At 57.0% G+C, this 15592-nt stretch carries 6 protein-coding genes, 1 tRNA gene and 4 pseudogenes; 8 read left to right on the forward strand and 3 right to left on the reverse strand.

Features of this window, described 5'->3' with window-relative positions; all coding sequences use genetic code 11:
• The 4 genes and pseudogenes from AO277_RS04000 to AO277_RS04020 form a co-directional block, all read left to right on the forward strand.
• Positions 1-94: pseudogene (locus tag AO277_RS04000) on the forward strand (IS5/IS1182 family transposase); the annotation flags it as partial.
• 786 nt (positions 95-880) lie between these two features.
• On the forward strand, positions 881-2227 hold the full coding sequence (locus AO277_RS04010; RefSeq protein WP_005746539.1) for an OprD family porin: 1347 nt from the start codon (positions 881-883) through the stop codon (positions 2225-2227).
• Between the two features lie 171 nt (positions 2228-2398).
• The gene (locus AO277_RS04015; protein ID WP_044319976.1) at positions 2399-4114 is read left to right on the forward strand and encodes a proline--tRNA ligase; all 1716 of its coding nucleotides are present in this window, start codon (positions 2399-2401) and stop codon (positions 4112-4114) included.
• A gap of 70 nt (positions 4115-4184) precedes the next feature.
• Positions 4185-5141, forward strand: a complete 957-nt coding sequence (locus tag AO277_RS04020) for a hypothetical protein (RefSeq protein WP_044319977.1) — start codon at positions 4185-4187, stop codon at positions 5139-5141.
• 40 nt (positions 5142-5181) lie between these two features.
• Here AO277_RS04020 and dinB read toward each other — a convergent pair whose 3' ends face one another.
• On the reverse strand, positions 5182-6243 hold the full coding sequence (gene dinB, locus AO277_RS04025; RefSeq protein ID WP_044319978.1) for a DNA polymerase IV: 1062 nt from the start codon (positions 6241-6243) through the stop codon (positions 5182-5184).
• 500 nt (positions 6244-6743) lie between these two features.
• Between dinB and AO277_RS04035 the strand changes: the two are divergent.
• Positions 6744-6992, forward strand: a pseudogene (locus tag AO277_RS04035) (transposase); the annotation flags it as partial.
• A gap of 326 nt (positions 6993-7318) precedes the next feature.
• Here AO277_RS04035 and AO277_RS04040 read toward each other — a convergent pair.
• Positions 7319-8455 (reverse strand): annotated as a pseudogene (locus AO277_RS04040) (IS110 family RNA-guided transposase).
• Positions 8456-8858: 403 nt separating this feature from the next.
• Between AO277_RS04040 and AO277_RS04050 the strand changes: the two are divergent.
• The 3 genes and pseudogenes from AO277_RS04050 (at position 8859) to AO277_RS04060 (ending at position 13261) form a co-directional block, all read left to right on the forward strand.
• A tRNA-Met gene (locus AO277_RS04050) sits at positions 8859-8935 on the forward strand.
• A 374-nt stretch (positions 8936-9309) separates the two neighbouring features.
• Positions 9310-11927, forward strand: a pseudogene (mprF, locus tag AO277_RS04055) (bifunctional lysylphosphatidylglycerol flippase/synthetase MprF).
• Positions 11927-13261, forward strand: coding sequence for a virulence factor family protein (locus AO277_RS04060; protein WP_044319964.1), 1335 nt, complete (start codon positions 11927-11929; stop codon positions 13259-13261). Before mprF ends, AO277_RS04060 begins: the two are co-directional and overlap by 1 nt.
• Before the next feature lie 96 nt (positions 13262-13357).
• Here AO277_RS04060 and AO277_RS04065 read toward each other — a convergent pair whose 3' ends face one another.
• Positions 13358-15253 (reverse strand): potassium transporter Kup, encoded by a 1896-nt coding sequence (locus AO277_RS04065; protein WP_044319965.1) that lies wholly within the window; start codon positions 15251-15253, stop codon positions 13358-13360.
• Between the last annotated feature and the right edge of the window lie 339 nt (positions 15254-15592).

Below are 15592 nucleotides of genomic sequence, written 5' to 3' on the forward strand. Positions count from 1 at the left end.
GCGTTACGACAAGCTGGCAAGTAGCTTTAAAGCGATGGTCACACTGGCTTGCATCGAAAGATGCTTGCGGGCTGACTTTTCAGACAAACCCTAGGGTTCGCACGGCGCTTCACCTGCCCGCCCCCATGCGCACCAGAATGAGTCCGGCATAATGGTGACCGCACCGATTTGACGCTCGCTAAGGTTGTAGAACCGCCAACCATGAATTCATTCATTGAAACGCCGCCTAACAATTGCCTGCTTCAGGTACATGAAAATGAAACAACCCTGGCCTCACCATGATGACCAACCAGAGCATTGCTCCAGGTTCAGGCGAGCCGGGTACGCACTGCACCAAAATCACACACTGCTGTTGCGACAACAACACAACGCATTCGTTTTCTACTCAAAGGGAGCTGATTCGGGTAACGCTTTTGCGAGAAAGAACCGCCCCAAACCATGACACGTAAAATCCATCGATATTTTTACAAAATTGAAATATTCATAAAAATCATATGGATAAATCAAAAAAGCGATGCTGATTCTGATTTTTCACAAAATTTTTTCATTTTCGGAAATTTTGTGCACGCTTGTTGCTTTATGACCCATATGATCACGTCCCCCCCGGCGGAAAACGAGGGTGACAGCATCAAGGGAAACAAGGCTCGCGACCTTGGGGGACGTGTTTGGCAGACCGCGTATTGATCCATTCGATCAAGCACAGATGCCACTACGGGCTAGCCTGGCGCCATGTCGTAAAGAATCTGAAAGGATAGAGCTGTACCTATAGCAACCAGCGTCAGCGTGATATAGATTCCGCCGACCAAAAATAGAAAGAGCCGCCCAGATAAAAAAACAGGTGGACGGCAAAAATCTTCTAAAAACCAAAGGAGCAATCACGATGAGAGTGATGAAGTGGAGCGCAATCGCACTGGCCGTTACGGCAGCCAGCACCCAACTGGCAACAGCGGCACCTTTCGTCAGCGATCAGGCTGATGCCAAGGGCTTTGTGGAAGGCAGCACGCTTGACCTGAAGTTGCGCAATTACTATTACAACCGTGACAAGAAAAACAACCCCGCTCCAGGCGGCCGCAGCGATAAAGACTGGACCCAAGGTATCTGGGCCAACTTCAGCACCGGTTACACTCAAGGCACCATCGGTGTCGGCGTTGAGGCATTCGGCTATGGTGGCCTCAGGCTTTGGGGTCTCGACAAATACTCAGGTTCTGGAAACCTGGTCACTGACGCCAATGGTGATAACGAGGCTACGCAGGGTAAGCTGGGCGGCGCTGTAAAATTCCGCGTATCGAAGACTGAATTGAAAATCGGTGACATGCAGCCCACCAGTCCAGTATTTGCGGTTGGCGGATCACGCCTGTTACCTCAAACCGCTAGCGGTCTAAGCCTGCAAAGCAGTGAGATTGCAGGTCTTGATCTTGAAGCAGGACACTTCTACTCAGGCACAAGCCAGGATGACACCAGTCACGACGGCAGCATCTGGGCAACTTACGCAAACGGCTTCAACGGCCTGAAAGCCAGCAGCGCAGATTTTGTTGGCGGCAAGTACGCAGTGACCGACGGTTTGGGCGTAGCTTTCTATGCAGCCAAACTCGAAGACATCTGGGATCAGTACTACGGTAACGTGAACTACGCATTGCCTTTGGGTAATGATCAGTCACTGGCTTTCGACGTCAACCTGTACCGCACCCTTGACGAAGGCAGCGCTAAAGCTGGATCGATTAACAACACCACTTATTCGGCGTCGGCAGCCTATTCATTCCTGGCAGCGCATACCATTACCGTTGCGTACCAGAAAGTCGACGGCGATACACCGTTCGACTACATCGGTATAGGCGACAACAATCGTGGTGGCGACTCTATTTTCCTCGCCAACTCCGTTCAGTACTCCGACTTCAACGGTCCAGGCGAGAAATCGTGGCAAGTGCGCTACGACCTGAACATGACGCCTTACGGCGTTCCCGGCCTGAGCTTCATGACCCGCTACCTTAACGGTGACAACATTGATGGCACCAAAGTAGACGCGTCCAGTGCCTATGCCAATATGTATGGAGCTGATGGCAAACACCACGAAACCAACGTTGAAGCCAAATACGTTGTACAGACTGGCCCAGCCAAAGACCTGTCCTTCCGTATGCGTCAGGCATGGCACCGTGGTAACGATGCCCAGGCAGATGGCGACGTTAACGAGTTCCGCCTGATTGTCGATTACCCGATCTCGATCCTGTAATCGCAGCTCAGCACTCGTTAATAGAAGAAGCCCGGCTCATGCCGGGCTTCTTCTATTGGCTCTGAAAGAACTCCCCTACCCTCTGCAAGCCTGCCCCGCCCTGTACGCGACCGGAACACCGCCGTACAATGCCAGGTCATATCCAGTCTCAGCAACCGACAACGGCCAACCATGCGCACCAGTCAATTTTTGCTCGCCACACAGAAAGAAACCCCTTCCGATGCGGTCGTGGTCAGCCATCAGCTGATGCTGCGCGCTGGCATGATCCGCAAGCTGGCATCCGGTCTTTACACCTGGCTGCCCATGGGCCTGCGCGTGCTGCGCAAGGTCGAAGCGATTGTTCGTGAAGAAATGGACGCCGCTGGCGCACTCGAAATTCTGATGCCCGGCATTCAGCCTGCAGAACTCTGGCAGGAATCCGGTCGCTGGGAACAATACGGCCCGGAGCTGATGCGCCTGGTCGACCGCCACAACCGTGAGTTCTGCCTGGGCCCGACCCACGAAGAAGTCATCACCGATCTGGCACGCAATGAGCTCAACAGCTATAAACAGCTGCCGATCAACATGTACCAGATCCAGACCAAATTCCGTGATGAGATTCGTCCACGCTTCGGCCTGATGCGCGGACGCGAATTCGTCATGAAAGACGCCTACTCGTTCCACGCTGACCACGCGTCGCTGCAGGTCACCTACGACCGCATGCACCTGGCATACAGCAACATCTTCACCCGCCTGGGCCTCAAATTCCGCACGGTCGAAGCTGACAACGGCTCGATTGGCGGCGCAGGCTCGCACGAGTTCCATGTGCTGGCCGAATCCGGCGAAGACGATATCGTGTTCAGCGATGGCTCCGATTACGCAGCCAACATCGAAAAAGCCGAAGCAGTACCTCGTGAGAAAGCTCGTCCGGCCGCTACTGAAGAATTGCGTCTGATCGATACTCCGAACGCCAAGACCATCGCCCAACTGGTCGAAGGTTTCGATTTGCCGATCGAGAAAACCGTCAAGACGCTGGTGGTGCATGCTGCCGAAGAAGGCAAGCTGATTGCCCTGATCATCCGTGGCGATCACGAGCTCAACGAAATCAAGGCCAGCCAGCTTGAACAGGTTGCCAGCCCGTTGGTGATGGCATCCGAAGCCGAACTGCGTGATGCCATCGGTGCAGGCGCAGGCTCGCTGGGTCCGTTGAATCTGCCGCTGCCGTGCATCATCGACCGCTCGGTCGAGCTGATGAGCGACTTCAGCGTCGGCGCCAATATCGATGACAAGCACTATTTCGGCGTCAACTGGGAACGCGACCTGCCGGTTCCGACCGTCGCAGACCTGCGTAATGTTGTTGCGGGCGACCCAAGCCCGGACGGCAAAGGCACGCTGGAAATCAAGCGCGGCATCGAAGTGGGCCACATCTTCCAGCTGGGCACCAAGTACAGCGAAGCGATGAAGTGCCAGGTGCTGGGGGAAAACGGCAAGCCGGTCAATCTCGCGATGGGTTGCTACGGCATCGGCGTTTCCCGCGTGGTTGCCGCCGCAATCGAACAGAACAGCGACGAAAACGGCATTATCTGGAACGACACTCTGGCGCCTTTCCAGATCGCCTTGATCCCGCTGCGCTACGAAACAGACGCGGTTCGTGAAGCGACAGACAAACTGTACGCCGAGCTGACTGCCGCCGGCTTTGAGGTATTGCTCGATGACCGCGACAAGAAAACCAGCCCCGGCATCAAGTTCGCTGACATGGAACTGATCGGTATTCCGCATCGCATCGTAGTCAGCGACCGTGGTCTGGCCGAAGGCAATCTGGAATACAAGAGCCGTACCGAGTCGCAACCGCAAGCCATTGCAGTCTCGGATGTGCTGTCGTTCATCCAGGGCAAAGTGAACCGCTGAGTCAAAAGGCGCACATGTTTTTTCAACAGGTGCGCCGCTCGTCACTCGCCCAATCCGCATCAGAGATCCCATGCTCAAACGAAGCACCTTAAGCCTCGGCAGCGCCGTCCTGTGCGGCTCGTTTCTCGTCGGCGGCTGTGCCAATCAGCTATCACAACGCAGTGAGCACGAGGAGCGCGTCGAACGCAAACTGCTCGAACACACACTGCAAGTCGATATCGGTGAACCCAAAACGCTGGAGTTACCGCAACGCCGCGTGCGGATTCACGAGCACAAATCGTTCGAAGTTACCGATTTTGAAGTCACCCGCCACTATGACCGCTATACGCCTTACCAGCCCTGGCGGGAGATCTACGAGATCTCCCTCGGCGCGGTCGCTGTTGTAGCAGGCGTCGGGGCGAATGTGGTCAACGTCTTTGCACTGGGCAATTTGCCGGAAAGCATGACCCGGGACTGGATTCACTACGGTGTGGCAGGTCTGAACCCGTTCATGAACGCCCCCTCTCACGGGCGCGCCCAGCAGAATCTGGCGAGCATTGACGAAGTCCAGAAAGACAAACGGATCGAGAACTCCACGCTGCCGTGGAATGAACGCCCGGTGATGGTCAAGGCCGGTAACGAAACTCATGAAATGAGCACCGACCGCAACGGCATTCTGCGCCTGAACCTGCTGGACAGTCCTTTTGCCGAACAGGACCTGAGCCGTATCACGCGCATTTATATCAACGTCGAAGACGACCAGGACAGCGCTCACGCGAACGCCAGCTTGCCGATCAGCCACTCTCTGCGCGGCAAGCTGCTGGAAGCCCACGCACTGATATACGACGATCTGGAAGATGACGAGGTCAGCCAATGGGTGCATCGCGTCAAACGCCTTTCTGACCTGGGGCTGGAAGAAGAAGCCAGCGAGCTCGAACAGAGCCTGATTGAACTGACACGCAACGATCCGCAGTTGCAGGGTGAATTTCTCAAATCACTCGCCAGGGACGCTGGCCGTCTGGTCGCCGTTCCCGCCCAGAGCCAGTAATGTGAAAGGCTGCGGTATGTAACCGCAGCCGACCATTTCATTATTGCGAGAACAACTCCAATTGTTCATGAGCTGCGCGCAGGTCGTGCAGACGCACACCTATACCCAGAAGCCGAACAGGCTTGGCACCACGGGCAAACGCCTGCGCCAGCAACTGCTCGTAACTGCCCAGATCCCTTCCGGCTCCGGACTGCTCCAGAGTCGTCTGAGTGAAGTCGTGAAACTTCACTTTGACGAAGGGCTTGCCGGGCCGGTACTGCCCTTCCATTCTCGCCATCCGGTTACCGAGGGTTTCCAGCAGGGCGGGCAGCTTTTCCAGGCAGGCAGCCAGATCAGGCAGATCCGTGTCGTAGGTATTTTCTACGCTGACTGACTGACGTCGACTGTCATTCTGCACCGGACGGTCATCTATTCCGTGCGCCAGACTCCAGAGACGCTCACCGAAGCTGCCGAACTCACGGACCAGCGCAAGCTTGCTGCGGCTTCGCAGGTCGGCACAGTCGACGATGCCCAGCCGCCCCAGCTTGTCTGCGGTGACTTTCCCCACGCCGTGTAGTTTGGTAACGGGCAAAGAGGCGACGAAATCCTCGACCTGATCCGGAGTAATGACGAACAAACCGTTGGGCTTCTTCCAGTCGCTGGCGATCTTGGCCAGAAATTTGTTCGGCGCGACGCCCGCCGAAACCGGGATATGCAGCTGATTCGAGACCCGGCGCCGGATGTCCTGGGCGATGCGCGTGGCGCTACCGGAAAAGTGCCCGGCATCCGATACGTCGAGGAACGCCTCATCCAGCGACAAGGGCTCTATAAGGTCGGTGTAATCCCGGAATATCGTATGGATTTCCCGTGACGCCTCCTTATAGGCCTCCATGCGCGGCTTGACGATGGTCAGGTCCGGGCAGAGTTTGAGCGCATGTCGGGATGACATGGCTGAACGCACCCCATACGCGCGCGCTTCGTAATTACAGGTCGCAATCACCCCACGCCGCTCTGCAGAGCCGCCCACCGCCAGCGGCTTGCCAGCGAGCTCGGGCTCGTCACGCATTTCAATGGCTGCATAAAAGCAGTCACAGTCGATATGGATGATTTTGCGCTGCGTCATGACCTGATGGGATTTTGCAATCAATGGCTGAGCAGTATCTCATTCGTACCGGCAAGTAACATCCAGTGATGCGAAAGGTCGCCGTGAAAAACAGTGAAAAGTCCCTGACGCGTGGTCGAAAAAGCTGCGCAGCCCCGCCATACAGGCGTCAGAGCCGAACAAACTCATAAGCGGCGACGCTAACCAATTGAAGAAAAAGCACTTTTTTAAAACTAACCATTGACACCTCGCCATCTCTCTGTAGAATGCCGCCACACAGACGCGGGATGGAGCAGTCTGGTAGCTCGTCGGGCTCATNACGTGGATTTCCTCCTCCTTGTCTACTGTCCCGAATCGCTCTCGCCACCGCTCAAATATTTTTACGGCCGCATCCCTATCCTTAAACATTATCGCAATGAAGGGCGGCGCCATGGGATTAACCACTCCATAAGCTATGTGTAGTGGTCTAATGAAACCGGACACCCATTTAGGCGAGAATGCTCGCCAGACAGAGGTGTCTGATGACCAAACAACGCCGTACCTTTTCCGCTGAATTCAAACGTGAGGCCGTAGGCCTCGTGCTCGATCAAGACTATATCCACATTGAGGCCTCTCGCTCGCTTGGTGTCGGAGAGTCTGCTTTGCGCCGATGGGTCGACCAGGTGCAGCAAGAACGCACGGGCGTCACCCCGCAGAGCAAGGCGCTGACCCCGGAGCAGCAGAAAATCCAAGAGCTGGAAGCCCGAATTGCTCGCCTTGAGCGGGAAAAAGGCTAACGGCTTCTTGCTGAGCCAATTTTTAAAACAGGTTCTTCGTCAGNATCAAAAAATCTATGGTCACCCCCTTTTTTGCAATGCTGATTCATGAGCGAAGTAGTTGGCTTGCTTAAATCTATCCGGCGTCTATTGGATGATTCACCCGCGCCATGATGAGAGTCGCGCCTAACGATCCTGAAAAGGCTAACGGCTTCTTGCTGAGCCAATTTTTAAAACAGGTTCTTCGTCAGGCCGATAGGCCGTTTACGTCATCCACTATTCAGCTATCGCAAAACCTGAAAGGTAAATCGTGGTACAGCAACAACTGCCGAATCAGGCGCTCAGGCGCCTGGCCCTGCTTCGTACTGCGTATGGTGCGCGGCTATCGCCCAAGCGATTCGCGCCAGCTTGTTAGCCAAGGCACAGGCCACAACATTGGAGTGGCGTCGACTCAGCAATGAACGAACCCAGTCGGCCAAGGCTCCTTTCTGGTGATCGAGTCTCTGCATGTAGACCCTGGAACATTGCACGAGCAACTGTCGAAGGTGCTTGTCGCCGCGTTTACTGATCCCTAGTAAGTTGGCCTTGCCGCCGGTGCTGTATTGCTTGGGTACCAATCCCACTGATGCGGCAAAGTCCCGGCTGCATCGATACTGCTCACCATCGCCCATCTCCACAGCTAGCAGGCTGGCGGTGATCGGGCCTACACATGGAATGCTCAGCAAACGGCTACCCAGATCATCATCGGCCACTTGGCATGCCAGCTCTTTATCCATTGCCTTGATTTGCTCATCCAGATAGATGAGGTGATTGTGCAAACGCTGCAGCAGCATTGTCAGACGAACNTCGGGCCTACACATGGAATGCTCAGCAAACGGCTACCCAGATCATCATCGGCCACTTGGCATGCCAGCTCTTTATCCATTGCCTTGATTACAAACCTCTGGGCAGGCTGACGCCAAATTCCAATAGAAAACCGTGCATCTGATTAGCGGTTCTGGTGCGATCACGCACCAACGATTCGCGCATCCGATGGAGTACAGAAAGGGTTTGCTGGGATTCAGTCTTGGGCGTAACGAAACGCATCGAAGGACGAGACGCGGCTTCGCAAATCGCCTCAGCGTCGACAAAGTCGTTTTTGTTGCCCTTGACGAAGGGCTTAACGAACTGCGGGGAAATCAGCTTGGCCGTGTGTCCAATTGCCGCCAACTGACGAGCAACACAGTGCGACCCCGCACAGGCCTCCACTTAACGAACTGCGGGGAAATCAGCTTGGCCGTGTGTCCAATTGCCGCCAACTGACGAGCAACACAGTGCGACCCCGCACAGGCCTCCATTGCCACGACACAGCTCTGCGAGCTAGCGAAAAATTGCATCATTTGCGCCCGTGAACATTTTTTGCGAAATACCTCCCGGCCTAACTTATCCTGGCCGTGCAGATGGAATGTATGTTTACCGAGATCAATACCTATCAGCATTGCGCCCGTGAACATTTTTTGCGAAATACCTCCCGGCCTAACTTATCCTGGCCGTGCAGATGGAATGTATGTTTACCGAGATCAATACCTATCAGCGCTGGCTCGCTCATGATGATGTCCTCCGAAAATAAAGCACCCTGCTAAAGCTTAGCCCTCGCAGGGTGTGGGGGTGACCATCTCATTAGGCTACTCGAAAGAGTGGCCTTTTTTGTGCCTGCGTTAAAAGTACCTTCTCATGCCCTGCCACTGACCCCCCTTCATTGCAGCCTGATCAGCGCTTTCACATTGAGGCGCAAAAAAGGCAGCATCATTGGCAAAGGTGCACAATCTGCTACTCATTTGCCTGCTTTCAGGATTAAGGGTTGACACTTCAGCGTTCGGCTGTACAATGCCGCCACACAGACGCGGGATGGAGCAGTCTGGTAGCTCGTCGGGCTCATAACCCGAAGGTCGTCGGTTCAAATCCGGCTCCCGCAACCAAACTTCAAGAAAGGCTACTCGAAAGAGTGGCCTTTTTTGTTTCCGGTGAAAAAACATTTCAGGCGACCGCTAACTGCCTGAGAAAAAAGACTATTTTCCAAGCCCTTTGAAACCCTATCATCACATCTGTAACGTAATGCTTTCATTGACGACAGTTTTTGCATGCGCTGCCGATAGGTGTTACTAAGCTGAATCACGACTGAACCTCGGCTGAACAGCATCGCCTGGCCGGATTCGCTATTCGCTCGTTAGACGTTGACGCGCTAACATCCTGAAATATTTTCTGCGTAGGGATTGGTAACTTGGCTGCATACCTCCATCCTGTCGCGCACGATCCAAGGAGTGATTGATGCGCGACAACATGTCCGATTCCAATGAAACCGTTGATGCAGAGCAACCCGGCAGCCCACCACGCCAGAACTGGCGGGAGCTGCTAAGCAAATACCGGCAGCCTATCGGGCTGGCGGTGATGCTGCTGTTGTTCAGCCTGGCCCTTATTGCCTGCCGCCACATGCTGGTCGAAATGGACTGGTATGCGCTGCACGACTCACTGTTCGCAGTGCCCCTGCCCGCTCTGGGCGGCGCGCTGCTCGCGGCAATCGTCGGCTATATCATCCTGATGGGCTACGAACTGTCCGCCAGTCGCTATGCCAATGTCGATCTGCCCATCAAGACGCTGCTTCTCGGCGGCTTCACCTCGTTTGCCATCGGCAATGCGGTCGGCCTGTCGATGCTGTCCGGTGGCTCGGTACGCTACAGGCTTTATTCACGCCATGGCGTAGGCGCAATCGAAATCGCCCGCATGACCGTATTCGCCAGCCTTTCGCTAGGCTGTGCGTTGCCGCCACTGGCGGCACTGGCCACGCTGAGCAACCTGTCAGGCGCGTCACTGGCACTCAAGCTTCCCGTCGACGTGCTGGCTGTAGCCGCCACAGCAGTGTTGATTGGCAGCCTGCTGCTGGCGGTGTTCGTCTACCGTCGCCGCCTGCCGGAACAGGACATCCCGCACAATATTCTGGTTCGTCTCGGTCGTCGTACCTTGCGCCTTCCAGACTTGAAGCTGACGCTGATCCAACTGGTGATTACCGCGCTGGACGTCGCTGCGGCGGCGATGGTGTTGTACCTGCTGCTGCCGCACGCGCCGCCTCTCGGTGCGTTCATCCTTATTTACCTGCTGGCTCTTGCTGCAGGCGTGCTCAGCCATGTTCCTGGCGGCGTCGGCGTGTTCGAGGCCATTCTGCTCGCAGCCTTTGCCAACGAACTGGGTGCCGCCCCGCTAGCCGCCGCGCTGCTACTTTACCGCTTGATCTACGTGATCCTGCCGCTGCTGCTGGCCTGCCTTACCCTACTGTTTACCGAAGCCCAGCGCCTGCTGCCGACCAAGCAAGCCATGCGCGTTGCCTCGGGGCTGGCGGCACCGATTCTGGCCCTACTGGTTTTCTTGTCGGGGGTGGTGCTGCTCTTCTCTGGTGCCACCCCTGAAATCGATACCCGACTGGAAAACGTCGGCTTCATGATCCCGCATCGGCTGATCGACGCGTCGCACTTCGGAGCAAGTCTTGTGGGCGTGCTGTGCCTGCTGCTTGCCCAGGGCCTGCGTCGTCGGCTGTCTGCGGCCTGGATGCTGACCTCTATTTTGCTGCTGGTCGGTGCAGTGCTGTCGATACTCAAGGGCTTCGACTGGGAAGAGGCCAGCATGCTGCTGCTGACCGCCTGCCTGCTGCTCACGTTCCGCCGTTCGTTCTACCGCCCAAGCCGCCTGCTGGAGCTGCCGTTCTCGCCGGTCTACCTGATTGCCAGCATTTGTGTAGTCGGTGCCTCGATCTGGCTGCTGCTGTTCGCCTATCAGGACGTGCCTTACAGCCATCAGTTGTGGTGGCAGTTCACACTGGATGCAGATGCCCCACGCGGCCTGCGCTCGGCCCTTGGTAGCGCGGTGCTGTTGGTGGTGGTCTCGCTGACCTGGTTGCTGCGTACTGCCAGACCGGTCATCAAACTGCCCGACGCGGCAGATCTGGACAAGGCAGCCGAGATCCTCAAGGCATCCAAACAGCCGGATGGCGGTCTGGTGCTGACCGGCGATAAGGCGATCCTGTTCCATCCGGCTGGCAATGCGTTCCTGATGTACTCGCATCGCGGCCGCAGTCTGGTAGCGCTTTACGACCCGATTGGCCCGACCCAGCAGCGTGCCGAGCTGATCTGGCAGTTCCGCGACCTGTGCGACGTGCACCATGCTCGCCCGGTGTTCTATCAGGTGCGCGCGGAAAACCTGCCGTTCTACATGGACATCGGCCTCACCGCCATCAAGCTGGGCGAGGAAGCGCGCGTTGACCTGCGACGCTTCGATATCGACGCCAAAGGCAAGGAAATGAAAGACCTGCGTTACACCTGGAACCGAGGTGGCCGCGATGGGCTTTCGCTGGAAATCTACGAGCCGGGCCAAGCGCCTATCGATGAGCTGAAAGTGATTTCCGATGCCTGGCTAACCGGCAAGAATGTCCGCGAAAAAGGCTTCTCGCTGGGCCGCTTCAGCACTGAGTACCTCAAGTACTTCCGCATTGCCATCGTGCACTTCCAGGGCAAACCGGTCGCGTTTTCCAACCTGCTGGAAACCACCAGCCCGGAACTGGCCAGTCTGGACCTGATGCGATCTCACCCGGACGCCCCCAAGCTGACCATGGAATTCATGATGGTCGGCCTGATTCTGCATTATAAAGCCCAGGGTTATGCGCGATTCAGCCTGGGAATGGTGCCTTTGTCGGGGCTGCAGCCACGACGTGGCGCGCCGATCACTCAGCGCCTGGGTTCGATGATCTTTCGTCGTGGCGAGCAACTGTACAACTTCCAGGGGCTGCGTCGCTTCAAGGACAAGTTCCAGCCCGACTGGGAACCTCGTTATATGGCCGTGCCTGCCGGACTTGATCCGCTCGTGGCACTGGCTGACACCGCCGCCCTGATTGCGGGCGGCCTGACTGGATTGGTGAAACGCTGATGATTCGACGCTCCTGGCGCCTTTTGCTTGCAGCTCTGGTAATTGTTCTTTTAGTCGTAGCACTGGGAATATGGATCTGGAACCGCCCTGCCCCGCCCGCATCGCTGGAACACTTGAACCTTGACGGTGGCGCGCCACTGACCAGCGTGACACCGGCCACCAGCATCAAGGCCCGCATTGCGCTGGCCGTCACCGCTGAAGAAATGCTCACCGACAAGCAGTTGCTGGCGATCAGCAAGGACGCTTCGGCACGCATCATTCAGGTGGTATTGCCCAAGGACGACTGCGTCCTGCAACAGAAAACCTTTCAGGAAGCCCTGGCGAAGCTTGACGGCCCCGCGAAGGTTGTCGGTGGCATAGGCCCTGGCGCAACTCTGGCGTGGCGCTGGCTGGCCGAGCAGACCGACGACAAGGCGCAGGCCATTTCCGTCGGGTTTGCGCTGGAGCATGTTTCGAATCCGCCGCCTGTTCTGGAGGAAGACGAGAAACCGCCGCAGATCTGCGACGTGCCGCTGCCGCAAAAAGCTCCGCACGGACACTGGCTGGCCGCCTGGAACGACGCCCCGGATGATCCGAGTGCAGCGTTCGTGCGTGACCAGACCAATGCCGACACCAGCATCAGCGACTACGACATTCCGCTGCCTCAGGTGCTCAACACCGAGCTGCGCCACCTGTTACTCGGTGAAAACGACAGTGGCGGCCTGGGCATCCCGGTCGTCGAAGTCCCGGCCAGCCAGCCTTCCGATACCGTGACACTGTTCATGTCCGGTGACGGCGGCTGGCGCGATCTGGACAAGGTCGTGGCAGGCGACATGGCCAAGATGGGCTATCCGGTGGTGGGCATCGACGTGTTGCGCTACTACTGGGAACACAAGACACCGGAGCAGACCGCTGTCGATCTCACCGACCTGATGAACCACTACCGTCAGAAATGGGGCACCAAGCGCTTCATCCTGGCTGGCTACTCGTTCGGCGCGGACGTGATGCCCGCGATCTACAACCGCCTGGCTGCGGATGATCAGAATCGGGTCGACGCGATCATTCTGCTGGCCTTCGCCCGTACTGGCAGCTTCGAGATTCACGTCGACGGCTGGCTCGGCAACGCAGGCAAGGAAGCCACCACCGGACAGGAGATGGCCAAGCTGCCAGCCGCCAAGGTGTTCTGTGTTTATGGTGTCGAAGAGAAGAAAGACAGCGGTTGCACCGACACTACCGCAGTCGGCGAGGCCGTTCAGTTGCCTGGAGGTCACCACTTCGATGAAGACTATCCGGCACTGGCCAAGCGCCTGATCGACGCCATCAACAAGCGTCAGGGCAAGGCTACCGCTCAGTAAGCGCCGCCAGATAGAAGTCTGAACGGCATAAAAAATCCCGGCACCGTGAGGTCGCCGGGATTTTTTATCCACGCTGCCAGCCTTGCCAGCGAACGCTTACATCTCTACTTGCGTACCCAGCTCGATCACCCGATTGAACGGCAGCTTGAAGAAGCGCAGGTTGCCGTTGGCATTCTTGAGCATGAACGCGAACAGCGCCTCACGCCAGCGCGCCATGCCATCCATCTTCGACGGGATCACCGTTTCGCGGCTGAGGAAGTAAGTGGTGCGCATCGGACTGAAATCCAGCTCCGGCAGATCGCACAAGGCCAGCGCAGCAGGCACATCGGGCTCATCAATGAAACCGAAGTGCAGGATCACCCGGTAAAAGCCTTCGCCATAAGACTCCACCTCAACGCGCTGAGCGGCAGGCACACGCGGTGAGTCCTCATACACCACCGTCAACAGCACCACTTGCTCGTGCAGTACCTGGTTGTGCAGCATGTTATGCAGTAGCGCATGAGGCACGGCATCCGAACGTGCGGTCAGGAACACCGCCGTGCCCTGCACGCGATGCGGCGGCTGAACGCGAATACTGCCGATGAAGATCGGCAACGGCAGGCCGCCCTCGTCAATCCGCTCCGCCAATAGTTGCTTACCGCGCTTCCAGGTGGTCATGAGGATGAACAGCACTGCACCTGCCAGAACCGGGAAGGCACCGCCCTGGAAGATCTTCGGTACGTTGGCCGCAAAGAACAGGCCATCCACCAGCAGCAGGCAGATCAGCAACGGAACAGCCAGCAACGGCGGCCATTTCCAGAGCATCAGCATCACCGTCGACACCAGAATGGTGGTGCAGAGCATGGTCCCGGTCACTGCCACGCCGTACGCAGATGCGAGCGCGCCAGACGATTCGAAGCCGATCACCAGCAGAATGACACCCGCCATCAGCGCCCAGTTGACGGCACCGATGTAGATCTGGCCCTGCGCATCACTGGAGGTGTGCTGGATGTGCATGCGCGGAATGTAGCCCAACTGGATCGCCTGCAGCGTCATCGAGAAGGCGCCGGAGATCACCGCTTGCGAGGCAATGATGGTTGCCATCGTCGACAGACCGATCAGTGGCAGCAGCGCCCAGCCCGGCGCCAGCAGGTAGAACGGGTTACGAACCGTTTCAGGGTTGCCCAGCACCAGCGCACCCTGGCCAAAATAGTTGAGCAGCAGTGCTGGCAGCACGAGGATGAACCAGGCACGTGAAATCGGCTTGCGGCCAAAGTGACCCATGTCGGCATACAGCGCCTCGGCCCCCGTCAGGGCGAGCACCACAGCACCCAGAATGGCCACACCAATGCCCGGATGAATGATGAAGAAATTCACACTCCAGGCCGGATTGACCGCTTTTAGCACTTCCGGCGACTGCATGATGCCGTAAACGCCCAGCGCGCCGAGCACCAGAAACCAGGTCACCATCACCGGGCCGAACAGCACGCCGATGCGTGCCGTGCCGTGGCGCTGGATCAGAAACAGCCCCACCAGCACGATCAGCGCCATGGGCACGATCCAGTGATCAAGGCCATCGAAGGCCAGTTCCAGCCCTTCCATCGCCGACAATACCGAGACTGCCGGGGTAATCATGCTGTCACCGTAGAACAGCGCAGCACCGAACAACCCGAACACCACCATCATCATTTGCAGTTTGGGGTGTTTGGCCGATGCTCGACGCGCCAGCGCCATCAACGCCATGATGCCGCCCTCGCCCTGGTTGTCAGCACGCAGAACAAACGCCATGTACTTGAACGAAACAACCCAGATCAGCGACCAGAAGATCAGTGACAACACTCCGAGTATCGCGTCATGCGTGACTTCCACGCCGTAACCGCCCTGAAACACTTCCTTGAGGGTATACAGCGGGCTTGTTCCGATATCGCCATAAACCACCCCCACTGCCGCGATCAGCAACCCGATAGGCTTGGCAGTGCCTGCGGCCTCCCCATGACTGTTTGTTTGACTCATCCACTACTCCCGGAAACCAGACATGAGGTTCAACACTGAGAACATCACAACGCGTAACAATTCAGATTCAGCCAGACATTGACATGCCTCGGCGCGATGGCGCGAAGCATAACGCAGCACTCGTTGTAATTCTTGGTGAAACGCAAACGGCGAAAATGATCAGGCCAGCGCGCCCCGTCTTTCAGGCAGTTTACGGGGAGATATTTCTCATTGAACGACGCAAATACCGGCCGGTCATTACTTAAGCTGGTATGACCCCCGAAGGTTGGACGCAACCTTTGGAGGCGTCATGGGTAAATATACAGTGCAGGCAAAACTCGCAGCCGTGAAAGAATATTG

This window comes from Pseudomonas amygdali, from assembly GCF_002699855.1.
Taxonomy (GTDB): Bacteria; Pseudomonadota; Gammaproteobacteria; order Pseudomonadales; family Pseudomonadaceae; genus Aquipseudomonas; species Aquipseudomonas amygdali.